The organism is Oxalobacter paeniformigenes, assembly GCF_027158465.1.
GTDB lineage: Bacteria > Pseudomonadota > Gammaproteobacteria > Burkholderiales > Burkholderiaceae_D > Oxalobacter > Oxalobacter paeniformigenes.
This window is the reverse complement of the sequence record NZ_JAMKYL010000007.1, coordinates 21,194-34,661: the sequence shown is the minus strand read 5'-3', so window position 1 is coordinate 34,661 and position 13,468 is coordinate 21,194. Positions and strand designations below refer to the sequence as shown.

13 protein-coding genes and 1 riboswitch are annotated in these 13,468 nt (G+C 51.9%); of the genes, 4 read left to right on the top strand and 9 right to left on the bottom strand.

Annotation, left to right across the window (positions count from 1 at the left end):
• Positions 1-133: 133 nt before the first annotated feature.
• Genes ribBA through nusB form a run of 3 tightly spaced genes read left to right on the top strand, consistent with a single transcriptional unit; the run spans position 134 to position 2,264 of the window.
• On the top strand, positions 134-1,246 hold the full coding sequence (gene ribBA, locus NAI64_RS08035) for a bifunctional 3,4-dihydroxy-2-butanone-4-phosphate synthase/GTP cyclohydrolase II (RefSeq protein WP_269299439.1): 1,113 nt from the start codon (positions 134-136) through the stop codon (positions 1,244-1,246).
• Between the two features lie 24 nt (positions 1,247-1,270).
• The gene (gene ribH, locus NAI64_RS08030) at positions 1,271-1,756 is read left to right on the top strand and encodes a 6,7-dimethyl-8-ribityllumazine synthase (RefSeq protein WP_269299437.1); all 486 of its coding nucleotides are present in this window, start codon (positions 1,271-1,273) and stop codon (positions 1,754-1,756) included.
• A 37-nt stretch (positions 1,757-1,793) separates the two neighbouring features.
• Entirely contained in the window at positions 1,794-2,264 is a 471-nt protein-coding gene (nusB, locus tag NAI64_RS08025; protein WP_269299435.1) for a transcription antitermination factor NusB, read from the top strand.
• A 75-nt stretch (positions 2,265-2,339) separates the two neighbouring features.
• Here nusB and metF read toward each other — a convergent pair whose 3' ends face one another.
• The 5 genes from metF to frc all read right to left on the bottom strand — a co-directional run bounded on the left by metF (position 2,340) and on the right by frc (position 7,599).
• Positions 2,340-3,197 (bottom strand): methylenetetrahydrofolate reductase [NAD(P)H], encoded by an 858-nt coding sequence (gene metF / locus NAI64_RS08020; RefSeq protein WP_269299434.1) that lies wholly within the window; start codon positions 3,195-3,197, stop codon positions 2,340-2,342.
• Complete coding sequence (locus tag NAI64_RS08015; RefSeq protein WP_269299432.1) at positions 3,198-3,539, bottom strand: phage holin family protein; 342 nt, start codon at positions 3,537-3,539, stop codon at positions 3,198-3,200.
• 124 nt (positions 3,540-3,663) lie between these two features.
• The gene (ahcY, locus tag NAI64_RS08010; protein ID WP_269299430.1) at positions 3,664-5,076 is read right to left on the bottom strand and encodes an adenosylhomocysteinase; all 1,413 of its coding nucleotides are present in this window, start codon (positions 5,074-5,076) and stop codon (positions 3,664-3,666) included.
• Between the two features lie 33 nt (positions 5,077-5,109).
• Positions 5,110-5,216, bottom strand: a riboswitch (S-adenosyl-L-homocysteine riboswitch).
• Positions 5,217-5,297: 81 nt separating this feature from the next.
• Positions 5,298-6,287, bottom strand: a complete 990-nt coding sequence (locus NAI64_RS08005; protein ID WP_269299428.1) for a methionyl-tRNA formyltransferase — start codon at positions 6,285-6,287, stop codon at positions 5,298-5,300.
• 37 nt (positions 6,288-6,324) lie between these two features.
• Entirely contained in the window at positions 6,325-7,599 is a 1,275-nt protein-coding gene (gene frc, locus NAI64_RS08000; RefSeq protein ID WP_269299426.1) for a formyl-CoA transferase, read from the bottom strand.
• A gap of 312 nt (positions 7,600-7,911) precedes the next feature.
• On the opposite strand from frc, the gene NAI64_RS07995 reads away from it, so the two are divergent.
• The gene (locus tag NAI64_RS07995) at positions 7,912-8,520 is read left to right on the top strand and encodes a Crp/Fnr family transcriptional regulator (RefSeq protein ID WP_269264789.1); all 609 of its coding nucleotides are present in this window, start codon (positions 7,912-7,914) and stop codon (positions 8,518-8,520) included.
• Positions 8,521-8,672: 152 nt separating this feature from the next.
• Here NAI64_RS07995 and oxlT read toward each other — a convergent pair whose 3' ends face one another.
• From oxlT to NAI64_RS07975, 4 genes are all read right to left on the bottom strand, one after another.
• Positions 8,673-9,965 (bottom strand): oxalate/formate MFS antiporter, encoded by a 1,293-nt coding sequence (gene oxlT, locus NAI64_RS07990; RefSeq protein ID WP_269299423.1) that lies wholly within the window; start codon positions 9,963-9,965, stop codon positions 8,673-8,675.
• A 282-nt stretch (positions 9,966-10,247) separates the two neighbouring features.
• Positions 10,248-10,649, bottom strand: coding sequence for a thioesterase family protein (locus tag NAI64_RS07985; RefSeq protein WP_269299421.1), 402 nt, complete (start codon positions 10,647-10,649; stop codon positions 10,248-10,250).
• Positions 10,650-10,746: 97 nt separating this feature from the next.
• Positions 10,747-12,171 (bottom strand): pyruvate kinase, encoded by a 1,425-nt coding sequence (gene pyk, locus NAI64_RS07980; protein WP_269299420.1) that lies wholly within the window; start codon positions 12,169-12,171, stop codon positions 10,747-10,749.
• 17 nt (positions 12,172-12,188) lie between these two features.
• On the bottom strand, positions 12,189-13,460 hold the full coding sequence (locus NAI64_RS07975; RefSeq protein ID WP_269299497.1) for a glycerate kinase type-2 family protein: 1,272 nt from the start codon (positions 13,458-13,460) through the stop codon (positions 12,189-12,191).
• Positions 13,461-13,468 lie beyond the last annotated feature (8 nt).

Below are 13,468 nucleotides of genomic sequence, written 5' to 3'. Positions count from 1 at the left end.
AAGTCCGCCAAACACGGACTTTATGGCGTATTCGTTTTGAACCGTTCAATCTTCTTGCCTGCCGTCCGAACCCGATAATATGCCGGTTTCGGACAGTTTCCTTTAAAATAGCAGGCTGCAAAGGAATCTAGTTATGCCCATTTCTTCCACTCAAGAAATTATCGACGAACTCCGCGCAGGTCGTATGGTCATTCTGGTTGACGACGAAGACCGCGAAAACGAAGGCGACCTGATGATCGCCGCCGATTTCGTCACGCCGGAAGTCATCAATTTCATGGCCAAGCATGCGCGAGGTCTGGTTTGTCTGACCCTGACACAGGAACGTTGCGACCAGCTCGGCCTGGCTCCCATGACACGGGACAACCGCAGTTCATTCAATACCGCCTTCACCACATCCATCGAAGCCGCGACCGGTGTGACAACCGGCATTTCGGCATTCGACCGTGCGAGAACCATACAGGTCGCCGTGGCGCGTGATGCCAAACCCGACGATATCGTCCAGCCCGGTCACATTTTCCCTATCACCGCCAAACAAGGCGGCGTATTGCGACGTGCCGGGCACACCGAGGCAGGCTGCGACCTGACGGCGCTGGCAGGTCTGACACCTGCATCGGTCATCTGCGAAATCATGAATGAAGACGGCTCGATGGCGCGACTGCCGCAATTGCTGGAATTCGCAGACAGGCACCATATCAAGATCGGTACGATCGCAGATCTGATCAGCTATCGCAACCGTCATGAAAGTATCGTCGAACGCGTTGCCGAAAACGATATGCAAACCCGGGCCGGTTCTTTCCATGCCATCGTATATCGCGACAAACCCAGTCAATCCATCCATCTTGCCCTTATCAAGGGAACCATTTCACCGGAACAAGAAACGCTGGTCAGGGTTCACCAGCCTGTATCCCTGATCGACCTGCTGGAAACAGGATTCACACGTCATTCCTGGCATTTGTCTGACGCCATGAAGGCGATACAGGCCAGTGAACGCGGTATTCTCGTTCTGCTCAACTGCAATGAATTGCCTGAAGAATTCCTGGCAAAATTCGGTACAATCGGAAAACAGCGCTCACATGACGTTCCGCAAGCTGCCAGCCAGACGCTGCGTAACTACGGTATCGGCGCCCAGATTCTCCGCGACATCGGCGCCGGCAAAATAAAACTGCTGGCCAACCCCAAAAAAATGCCTTCCATGACCGGTTTCAATCTGGATATTGTCGGTTATCTGGACAACAAGGATCTTTAATCACTGCCATCTGGGAGAAGGGTTATGAGTATCAATACATTTGAAGTGGATCTTCAGGGACAAGATCTCCGTATCGGAATCGTGCAGTCCCGTTTCAACGAGGAAGTCTGCCGCGGACTCCTCAACGCCTGTCTGGGCGAACTGAAACGGCTCGGTGTCGCCGATGAAGATATTCTTGTCGCCACAGTACCCGGCGCGCTGGAAATTCCCGTCGCCCTGCAAAAAATGGCTGAATCGCAGCAATTCGATGCGCTGATTGCCGTTGGTGCCGTCATCAAGGGAGAAACCTACCATTTCGAACTGGTTTCCAACGAATCGGCAGCCGGCATTTCACGTGTCGCACTTGATTTCGACATGCCGATCGCCAACGCCGTTCTGACGACTTATACAGACGAACAGGCCGAAGCACGCATGGTCGAAAAAGGGACCGAAGCCGCACGTGTCGCCGTCGAAATGGCCAATCTGGTACTGGCCATAGATGAAATGGAACCCGCTTCCGAAGACGAATGAACCAGCCTTGTCCGACTTACTTTCCGCACACGATGCCATGAAAACAAAATCCGTACATGCCAATCCATCCAAAATCCGTTCACCCAGACATCGCTCGCGTGAATTCGCGTTGCAGGGACTCTATGAATGGTTGCTCAACCGGGACACGGCACCCGCCATCATCGAGCATATCCGTCAGGCACACGGATTCGACAAAGCCGATACCGGACATTTCGTCGCGCTGGTCTCTGGCGTCATCCATCAGGCGGAAGCCCTGCGTGCGGCCATTACACCGCATATCGACCGCTCCCTGAATGAATTGTCACCGGTAGAACACGCGATTCTGCTCATAGGTGCCTATGAACTGACCAATCATGTCGAAATTCCTTACCGTGTCGTCATCAACGAAGCAGTCGAACTGACCAAATCATTCGGCGGTATCGATGGTCACAAATTCGTCAATGGTGTTCTGGACAAGATCGCCGCACGGCTGCGTCCGGCCGAGGTCGAGGCCGATCGCAACCGTTGAACGGTTTTCCCGAAAAGAAAAAGCGGTACCTCACTGGTACCGCTTTTTTCATACCTACAGAAACTTGTCGAAACGCTAGACACTCTGCCCCTGCTTTTCATGCAGTCCAAGCCGTTTCCAGATTTCCTTTGTCGCTGCGGCACGGTTAAGACTGTAAAAATGCAATCCCGGTGCACCACCATCAAGAAGCTGTTCGCACAGTTCTGTCACGACATCCAGCCCGAATGCACGAATGGATGCCAGATCGTTGCCGTAACTTTCCAGTCTCAGCCTGATCCATCGGGGAATTTCCGCACCGCACATGTCGGAAAATCGGGCCAGCTGCGTGTAATTGGTAATCGGCATAATACCCGCAATCACCGGAATGGAAACACCAGCATCCCGGATACTGTCCACAAACCTGAAATAGGCAGACGGATTGTAAAAATACTGCGTAATCGCCACATCGGAACCGGCTTTGACCTTCTCGACAAAATGACGAATATCGTCGGTCATCGATTTGGCCTGAGGATGCATTTCCGGATACGCAGCCACATCGATTCTGAACCAGTCACCGGTTTCCTTGCGAATGAATTCCACCAGTTCGCTGGCATAATGAAACTCTCCCAGCACACCATAGGAGCTTGGCAGATCACCGCGCAAAGCGACGATATGCCTGATACCGCAAGCACGGTATTCATCAAGGCGTTCACGCACCTTCTCACGGGTCGAACCGATACAGGTAATATGAGGTGCCGCCTCATAGCCTTCATTCTGAATTTCCAGCGCGATATCATGCGTTCCCTGCTGGGTCGAACCACCTGCACCGAATGTAATCGAGAAATACTTCGGCGAGAGCTCTGCCAGTTCCGCACGGGTATTGCGCAACTCACGAATGGCTTCCGGTGTCTTTGGCGGAAACACTTCGATACTGAAACTTTTTTGTGATGCCATTTAATTCCTGAGTAACAAGGTGGACAAGGCCCACGAAATGATACTGTAGAGCAATGCTCCGCCTATCGCCGTCGCAAAACCGCTGACATAAAAGCCGTCGACCATTTTGGAAACCAGCCAGAACAGCAATCCGTTGATTACCAGAATGAAAATCCCGAGCGTCAACACCGTGACCGGCAACGTCAGCAACACGAGGATCGGTCTGATCAGTGCATTGACCAGTCCCAGCACCAGCGCGGCGATCAATGCCGTCCAGAATCCCGATATCCGGATGGATGTCATCAGATACGGCAGAGCGAGCAAAGCAACCGTATTAATCAGCCAGACAACAAGAATACGCATGATCTTTCCATTCCAGCCGGGAAAACCGGCTCTTTTTCATCAATCCATACAAAGTCCGCAGACAGCGGACCGTCATCCGGCCGACAACGGCACGGGATACTCCCGTGCCTTCCACCGAAACGACTTAATACCGGTAATGATCCGGTTTGTACGGGCCTTCTTTCTTCACACCGATATAGGCAGCCTGTTCATCCGTCAGTTCCGTCAGTTGTACGTTGAGCTTCTTGAGCTGGAGACGTGCCACCTTTTCATCCAGATGTTTCGGCAGCGTATAAACACCGAGCGGATAAGCCTTCGTATTGGTGAACAGTTCGATCTGTGCAATCGTCTGGTTCGCGAATGAAGAACTCATGACATAGGACGGATGACCGGTCGCACATCCCAGATTGACCAGTCGGCCTTCTGCCAGCAGGATAATCCGGTTGCCATTCGGCAAAATGATATGATCGACCTGCGGTTTGATATTTTCCCATGCATACTGTCTCATCGATGCGACGTCGATTTCGTTGTCGAAGTGACCGATATTGCAGACGATGGCCTGATCTTTCATCTGGATCATGTGTTCATGCGTAATGACATGATAATTACCGGTACAGGTCACGAAGATATCCGCCTGTGCAGCCGCATATTCCATCGTGACGACACGATAACCTTCCATCGCGGCCTGAAGGGCACAAATCGGATCGATTTCCGTCACCCATACCTGTGCGGACAACGCTCGCAGCGCCTGTGCACATCCCTTGCCGACATCACCATATCCACAAACGACAGCGACCTTGCCTGCGATCATCACATCGGTTGCACGTTTGACACCGTCGACCAGCGATTCACGGCAACCATACAGATTGTCGAATTTGGATTTCGTCACAGAATCGTTCACATTGATCGCCGGGAACTTGAGCCGACCTTCCTGGTGCATCTGATACAAGCGATGAACCCCCGTCGTCGTTTCTTCGGTCACACCCTTGATTTCCGCAATCCGCTTCGAATACCAGTTCGGATCGGCAGCCAGATGACGACGGATCGCGTTGAAAAGGCAAACTTCTTCGTCAGATGTCGGTTTGTCCAGTACGGAAATATCCTGTTCCGCACGATTACCCAGGTGCAACAGCAACGTTGCATCCCCACCATCGTCCAGAATCATGTTGGAATATCCACCGTCCGGCCATTCAAAGATACGGTGTGTGAATTCCCAGTAATCGTCCAGTGATTCACCCTTGAAAGCGAAGACCGGCGTTCCGTTGGTAGCGATCGCAGCCGCTGCATGATCCTGCGTGGAATAAATGTTGCAGGAAGCCCAGCGTACCTGTGCACCCAGTGCCTCCAGAGTCTGGATCAATACCGCCGTCTGGATCGTCATATGCAGCGAGCCACTGATACGTGCGCCTTTCAACGGCTTGCTGGCAGAATATTCTTCACGAATCGCCATCAGGCCCGGCATCTCGGTTTCCGCGATTCTGATTTCCTTGTTACCCCATGCTGCCAATTCGGGGTCTGCAATATAAAAGTCCTGATCTTGTCTGGATACAGCGTTCATCACGCTCTCCTTTCCTGAAATGTGTAGAAAAAAGTAACGTGAGCGCCGTTGTAATGAAAATCCGAGCCTGGCAAAAATCAGGCATACTTTCGCTATCAGAAAGAAATCCGGCCTGTTTTGTTGCAACGCTCCTCGGATGTGCGGCACATATTACATGAAATCCGGAAAATTGTTAAATATCCATACCGGCCGGAAGAAAAAACCATCATCTTTCGGCCAATTTACGATCCCAGTTTCATGCCGACAGTCAAACCCTTCATGCGCATGAAATCCACAGCCGGAATTTTATCGCCAGACGACGTGCGAACCATCGAAATACGAATTTCTCCACCTTGCACACCGACGGAAAAACTGTTCTCATCCGCACCGACAATCGTTCCGACCTTTCCGCGAACATCCTGAAACGAATGATGCAAAACCTTCCGGCATTCCAGAATCACACATTTTTCCCCATCAATCGACACCCATGCGCCTGGCGTCGGATCACAACCGCGAATCAGGTTATATACCTGATTGATATGATTCCCCCAGTTGATATGGACATCTGATTCCTTCAGCCAGCTTTCATAACTGCCTGCCCGGACATCTTGCGCTTTTTCCTCATAACTTCCGGAAACGACATTATCTGCCGCTTCTAGCAGTGCCTGCACACCGGCCGGAAACAAGCGTTCATAGTACAACGTGCCTGCGGTATCGTCCGGATGAATGGAAACCGCCTTCTGCAGGATCACCGGTCCTTCGTCCATTTCATCCGTGGGACGGAAAACCGTCACACCGCTTTCCTGTTCACCACAAATAATCGCCCAGTTCACCGCGTTTGGTCCACGATAACGTGGCAACAGAGAAGGATGGAACTGTATCGTTCCATACACCGGAATCCGCGTAAATTCCTGTGGAACAAATTGAACGACATACGCCATCACCGCAATATCGGCTTTCAACCTCTCCATTGTTTCCAGTGCGGCTTTCGACGACAGATTCTCGAACTGGAACAATGGTATTTTTCTTTCCAGCGCGCTCGTTTTCAACGCGTCGGAACGTACCTTCCCCTTTTCAGGCGCAACAAATACCGCCACGACATCATCGCCTCGTGACAGGAACGCCTCCAGTACGGCTCGTCCGAAAACTCTTTGCCCAATAATGACAACACGCATGAAAAACCCCGCCCAGTCAAAAAAAAGATGGGTGGACAAGCCACCCATCCTGTTCATGCTTAATGAATCACTTCATTAAATCGATGACCCACCATTATTTCTTTCTCTTCGGTGGAACGTCGAAAGCACCGCCTGCCTTCAGTTCGGCGATCTTTTCATCGGAGAAGCCGCAAACTTCTTTCAGAACTTCTTCGGTGTGTTCGCCCAGCATCGGAGCCGGCAGAATCTTGTCAACGTTACCCATCGACAGCTTGATCGGCATACCGACCGTGTAGTAGTCACCCTGCGGATGGCCTTCGACCTTGACGATCATCTGACGATGGATTGCGTGTGCGTCCGTCATCAGTTCTTCGGTGGACAGAACCGGGCCGCAAGGAATGTTCTTTTCATTGCAGTATGCGGTCATTTCGGTCTTCGTGTAGTTCTTGGCGAAGTCCGCTACCATCTTCCACAGTTCGTTCTGGTTTTTACGACGTTCTGCCAGCGTTGCGAAACGTTCGTCCGTTACCAGCGCTTCGTCACCGATCGCTCTTGCGAAGATCGGCCAGTTGGCTTCCTGAACAACCAGGTATACGTAGTCGTTGGCGCCGAATGGCTTACACGGGATACAGTTACCCAGCTGACCACCACCGGAGTCGTTACCTGCACGTGGTACGGCGGTCAGACCCAGCGTCGGACGACTGTATTCCGGCAGTGCGCCCTTGCCACCCATCAGACGGCCCTGGTCACGGAATTTGACGCGGCACAGGTTCATGACGGATTCCTGCATTGCTGCTTCGACTTCCTGGCCGATACCACCGTTATGGGTTCTGTGGTACAGCGCTGCGCAAATACCGATGGCCAGATGCAGACCGGTACCGGTGTCACCAATCTGTGCACCCGTGATGGTCGGCGGATTTTCCGGGAAACCGGTCGTGGACATGGAGCCGCCCATTGCCTGTGCGATCGGTTCGTATGCCTTGTAGTCACTGTATGGACCGGAGGAGCCGAAGCCCTTGATGGAGGCATAGATGATGGACGGGTTGATTTCATGGATTTTTTCCCAGGTGTAGCCGAAACGGGCCAGAACGCCAGGTCCGAAGTTTTCCATGATAACGTCGCATTTTTTCAGCAGTGCTTCGAAAATTTCGCAGCCAGCTTTGCTCTTCATGTTGGAAATGATCGAACGTTTGTTGCTGTTCAGCATGGTGAAGTACAAGCTGTCCTTGTTCGGATCATGACGCAGCTGTTTACGCGTAATGTCACCGGTCGGATTTTCGAATTTGATAACGTCCGCACCCATCCATGCCAACAGCTGTGACGAGGTCGGGCCGGCCTGTACGTGGGTCATGTCCAGAATTCTTACTCCGGATAATGCTTTACTACCCATATTTCTCTTCCTCCAATGTGATTGGTTAATTGTCGCTGTAAACTACAACTGTCCCTAAAAGCCATTTACTGCCAAAACCGGCCCCTCGGGAATAAAACCCAATGACCTATAATATTTGGCGGAAAAACAATACTTTTCAGGTATTCTTAAATTTCCCGTCAAATATTTAAGCTAATAGCTATCATAGCTTCTCAACTCCTGATATATTCTTGACCACAGTCAAGTTTCCAGATTCAAACAGGAGTTCTTGACTTTCATCAATATTTTTCGGGCGTTTTAGTCACTTTACGTCAAAACTGAAGCGGAAATTCTATGGCCTTAATAGCAAATCATCCTGAGAAAAATATTATTCGCGTGCAACTTTCCCAGAATTGCATCCTGAAAGAGCTTTCCCAAAACGAACTGGCCGAACTTGAACCGCATCTTGACATCTCCGACCATTCCAAGGGTGATTGTCTGACGCATCAGGGAGATCGCGATCTGGAAGTCATTTTCGTCCTTGATGGCATTCTGAAACGCTCTGTGGCAAACCAGCATGCAAAGGAAATGATCCTGCGCTTCACCAGCGAACGCTATATGGAAGCCACTTATGCATCATGGAAATTCAACAAGGCTGCACCCTTTAGTGTCATCACTGTGACAAAAGCTCGTATCGCCCGTATTGCGATGCCTCAATGGGTTGCCTTTATCGAAACCCATCCGGTACTCAAACAGCGCTTCGAAATGGAAGTCATGCGCATCATGAGCAGTATCATGTCGCACACCATTTCACTGCACCTGCTGGACGCTCCGGGACGGGTACACCGTTTTTTGAGAAAACATCCGGATCTTTTCGACCGCATGCCAAAAAAAGAACTGGCATCCTATCTCAACCTCTCTCCAGAAACACTCAGCCGCCTCAAGAACCAGGGAAAAATCTGAACGTTTTCATTCTGCCGTCAGCATGATCTTTCTCTGACAGCCTGCGATTCACAGAAAAGAAAAAGGCAACATCTTGTGATGTTGCCTTTTTTGTTTTGCGGAAATTCCAGCTTCCGGAGAAACCGGAGCATTCGCCCCGGTTTCGTTCCGAATTACTTGGAGGCTGCAGCGGCAGCTGCTGCTTCCTGAGCTTCGATTTCCTTGTTGTTGTTTTCGATGAAGCGTCTGCGCCATGGTTTCAGGACGAAGAACGCCAAGCAGGAGCAGGTCGCTGCAACGCATGCCGACAGAATGAAGGTACGGTTCCAGTTACCGCCTTTAGCCAGACCGGCAGCCAGCGGAACGATCAGGGAAGAAGTACCTTTTGCGGTGTACAGTGTACCGGCATTACCTGCAGCATTCGCGCTACCGAACGTGTCGGCACACATGGACGGGAACAGCGAGAAGATTTCACCCCAGCATGCGAACGTCATAGCAGCGAAGAACATGAAGCCGATCGGAGTACGGCCCCAGAAGACCAGACCCAGCAAAGCCAGCGCTTCACCCATGAACACTACGAACATCAGGTTTTCACGGCCGAAACGGTCGGAGAGGTAACCCATGATAGGACGGGTTGCACCGTTACAGATATTGTCGATAGACATTGCCATCGTCAACAGTGGCAGGGTAACACCCAGGCAGGTGACCGGAATCTTGTCGAGACCATAGTCGCGGGAAACCGGGCCGAAGGATGCCGTTGCCATAATACCGCCGGAAGCAACACCGACGAAGCAGATGTAGATGAGCCAGAACAGAGGTTCTCTGACGATCTGTGCAGGATTGTAGTTCTTCTTGGAAGAAATGACGCGAGGAACAGCCTTGGTTCCAGGCGGCAGTTTTGCACGAGGCATGAACAGTGCGCAAGCGGTAATGATGATACCCTGGACAATACCGAAGACGAAGAATGCCTGCTCATAGCCGGAAGCATTGATCATGTTCGCAACCGGAATAACCGTGATAGCAGCGCCACCACCGAAACCGGCAGCGGTTGCACCGGCAGCCAGACCACGTTTGTCCGGGAACCATTTCAGCGAGTTACCGGAACAGGTACCGTAAACAGCACCGGCGCCAGCACCCGTCAGGATCTGCGCGAAGTACAGAACACCCAGGCTGGATGCATACGAACAGATAATCCACCCGATTGTCACCAGAATGGCACCGAAGATAATGACCGGACGCGGGCCGAATTTATCCACTGCCCAACCTTCGATAGGCACCAGCCAGGTTTCAAAGAACAGGAAGATGGTAAACGACAACTGAATAGCCGTACGGGCCCAGTGATACTTGTCCTCGATCGGAGCAACGAACAGCGTCCAGCCATACTGGCAGTTCGCGACCGTCGCCATACAGACAATCCCCAGAACTAGCTGCACCCACCGATTAGGGTACCTTTCTTGTGTAGCCATAGATCTACTCTCCTTTAATGATTACTACAAACATGGTCATTGCGGATGTTAGCCCCCGCTTGTTTTTTTTGACTATGCACTTCTTACCAATAGCAGTAAAAAAATTACTGTGTGCGTAACTTTTTTACCTGATTGCCCGACTATTGTGCGAGAACAATTTTTTGCTGACCATGACCTCGGTCAAGATTAGATTTTTTATCTCCACTTTGTGACAACGTCCATACTGGTTACATACGGTACGAAAAGTGCACGATAACCGCATGAAAAAAGAGGATTTTTACCTTACTTCTTCTTTCGCAGCAGTCTTTTCAGGATCGCGGTTCTTGTCACAACACGTTTATGATGCCCCTTCGCAATGCTTCCCGACGCATCCGACGCACTGATCTCGAAAGACAACTCCTTGCCCTCTATCCGTCGCAAAACCGCACACACTTCCACTTCGGATCCGATCGGTGTCATGGCATCATGCTGCAACTCAATAGCCGTTCCGATAGACTCGCAATCGGCCGGTACTCCCCGTTCCACGATACGCTGTGAAACCGCTTCCATCAGTGCGACCAGCGCAGGTGTCGCCAGTATGTCGCTTTTCCCGCTACCGAGATAACGCGCTGTCTGCTTCTCAGAAACCGTCACAACCATAGTTTCCGACATACCTTCTTCCAGATGCCTGTTTTCTTCACTCATATCTGTTCTCCTGTTCAGCCTTTTATGAAAATATCGATCCATACGATACACATAAAAAAACAGGGCCCCAAGGCCCTGTTCGATCTCTGCAACCCGCTTATTGCTTGCCGATTTCGGCTACCCGCAACAGATTGGTTGTACCAGGCTGCCCGAACGGCATCCCGGCAACGATAGCAAGCTGGTCGCCCTCCTGTGCGAATCCTTCCGAATAGGCTGTTCTGCATGCCGCATCGACCATTTCATCGACATCCTTGACATCATGATCGATCACCGTGGAATGCACACCCCATGCCAGTGCCAGCCGTCTGGCTGTCGAAAGGTGCGGCGTAATACTCAGAATCGGCGCCACTGGCCTTTCGCGTGCTGCACGCAAACTGGTATTGCCCGAATCGGTATAGGTCACATTGACCACTGCACCAACCATTTGCGAAACCGTTTTCAATGCCGAGCATATTGCATCGCTTTTCGACGGAACAGCAATTTCATGCTGTACATTGATCATTTTCGGATAAAACGGATCGCTTTCGACTTCACCGATAATCCGATCCATAATGGATACAGCCTGAACCGGATATGCGCCACTGGCCGATTCTGCCGACAGCATGACGGCATCGGCCCCATCGTAAACCGCACTGGCCACATCGGATGCTTCCGCACGTGTCGGCGTTGGAGACACGATCATGGATTCCAGCATCTGGGTCGCAACGATACTCGGTTTTCCGTACAAGCGGCAGGCACGCAATATCCTTTTCTGCGCCCCGGGCACTTTTTCAGGCGGCAATTCGACACCCAGATCGCCGCGAGCGACCATAACAGAATCGGAAGCCTTCACGATTTCGTCCAGATGGTCCAGCGCAGCCGGTTTTTCCAGTTTCGTCATCAATCCGGCTCTGCCGGCAATCAGGCGACGTGCTTCGACCAGATCCTCCGGACGCTGCACGAACGACAAAGCAACCCAGTCGACACCCAGCGACAGCGCAAATTCCAGATCGCGCCGGTCCTTTTCCGTCAGAATAGGTATCGGCAAAACAACATCGGGAACATTGACCCCTTTCCGGTCAGACAGGGGGCCTCCTGTCACGATCCTCGTGCGTATTTCATCCTTCGTGCTCCTGATGACTTTCATTCTGAGCTTGCCATCGTCCAGTGATATGGAATGTCCTTCTTCCATCACGCCGAACAATTCCGGATGCGGCAAATTGACTCGACTTTCATTGCCTTCAGCCGTATCGCGATCAAACACAAATTCTGCACCGGTTTTCAACTGTACCTTGCCATTGGCGAACTTGCCGATACGCAACTTGGGCCCCTGAAGATCTGCCAGAATCGCAATCGGCCGCCCGACCAGACGTTCCACTTCACGAACCGCTTCGTGCCGTGCACGGTGATCATCCTGGGTACCGTGGCTGAAATTGAACCGGAACACATCGACACCCGCCTCGAACAAAGCCAGAATCATTTCCTTTGTCGAACTGGCTGGCCCCAGTGTCGCTACGATCTTTGCTTTACGTTGACGTCGCATATTTTTCCTTGCCTTTCTCAAACAATCAGTATGGCGCGAAAATCATTGACATTCGTTCTTGACGGCCCTGTCACGACAAGGTCATCCAGTGCGCTGAAAAAACCGTATCCATCGTTGTTCTCCAGCATCTTGCGAGCACGTATTCCCTTGTTTGTAGCGCGTGCGATCGAATCCGGCAGATAAACCGCGCCGGCATTGTCTTCTGACCCGTCGATACCGTCCGTATCGCAAGCAATGGCATACACACCCGGCAACCCGTCCATGGCAATGGCAAAACCCAACAGAAATTCCGCATTTCTGCCACCACGTCCATTTCCACGCACCGTCACCGTCGTTTCACCGCCCGATATGATGACGCACGGTTTGGCAAACGGCTGGTCGCGCTCGACGACCTGTCTGGCCATCGCAGCATGCATCAGCGCAATATCACGTGCTTCACCTTCGATACAATCCGACAGAATATAAGGCGTCACACCGTTTTCACGCGCCACAGTCGCAGCAGCTTCCAGTGCATCCTGTGCTGTCGCGATAATATGGCTCTCGTTACGTGCAAAACGGACATCGCCCGGTTTGGGTGTTTCCCCCTCGCCTGAGGCGAGATGCTCGCGCACATTCGCAGGAACATCGATCTGGTATTTCTCCAGAATCGCCAGTGCATCTTCACATGTCGTCGGATCAGGCAAAGTCGGGCCACTGGCGATAATGCCCGGATCATCCCCCGGAATGTCGGAAATCATCAGCGTCACAACCTTGGCAGGTGCACAAGCCAGCGCCAGTCGCCCCCCTTTGATATCCGACAAATGCTTCCGGACGCAATTCATTTCCGAAATGCTGGCCCCGCTTCGCAACAGCTGGCGATTGATTTGCTGTTTTTCTTCAAGACTGATGTTTTTGGCTGGCAGCGCCAGCAATGCCGAACCGCCGCCCGAAATCAGACAAAGCACCAAATCCTTTTCCGTCAGCCCCTGAACCATTTCCAGCATACGTCGTGCCGCATCACGGCCTGCGGCATCCGGTACCGGATGCGAAGCCTCGACCACTTCGATATGCTTGCATTCAAGACCATGCTCATAGCGCGTCACGACCAGTCCGGAAAGATCGCCATGCCAGTGATCTTCCACTGCCTTGGCCATGGCGGCAGCCCCCTTGCCTGCGCCGATCACGATCGTTCGGCCACCCGGCTGGGGTTTCGGCAAAAATTGTGGCAGGCACTTCGCAGCACTGACTGCGGAAATCGCGCTGGAATACAGGTCCAGCAAAAACTGTCTGGGATTTTCGATAGGCGTCATCACAATCA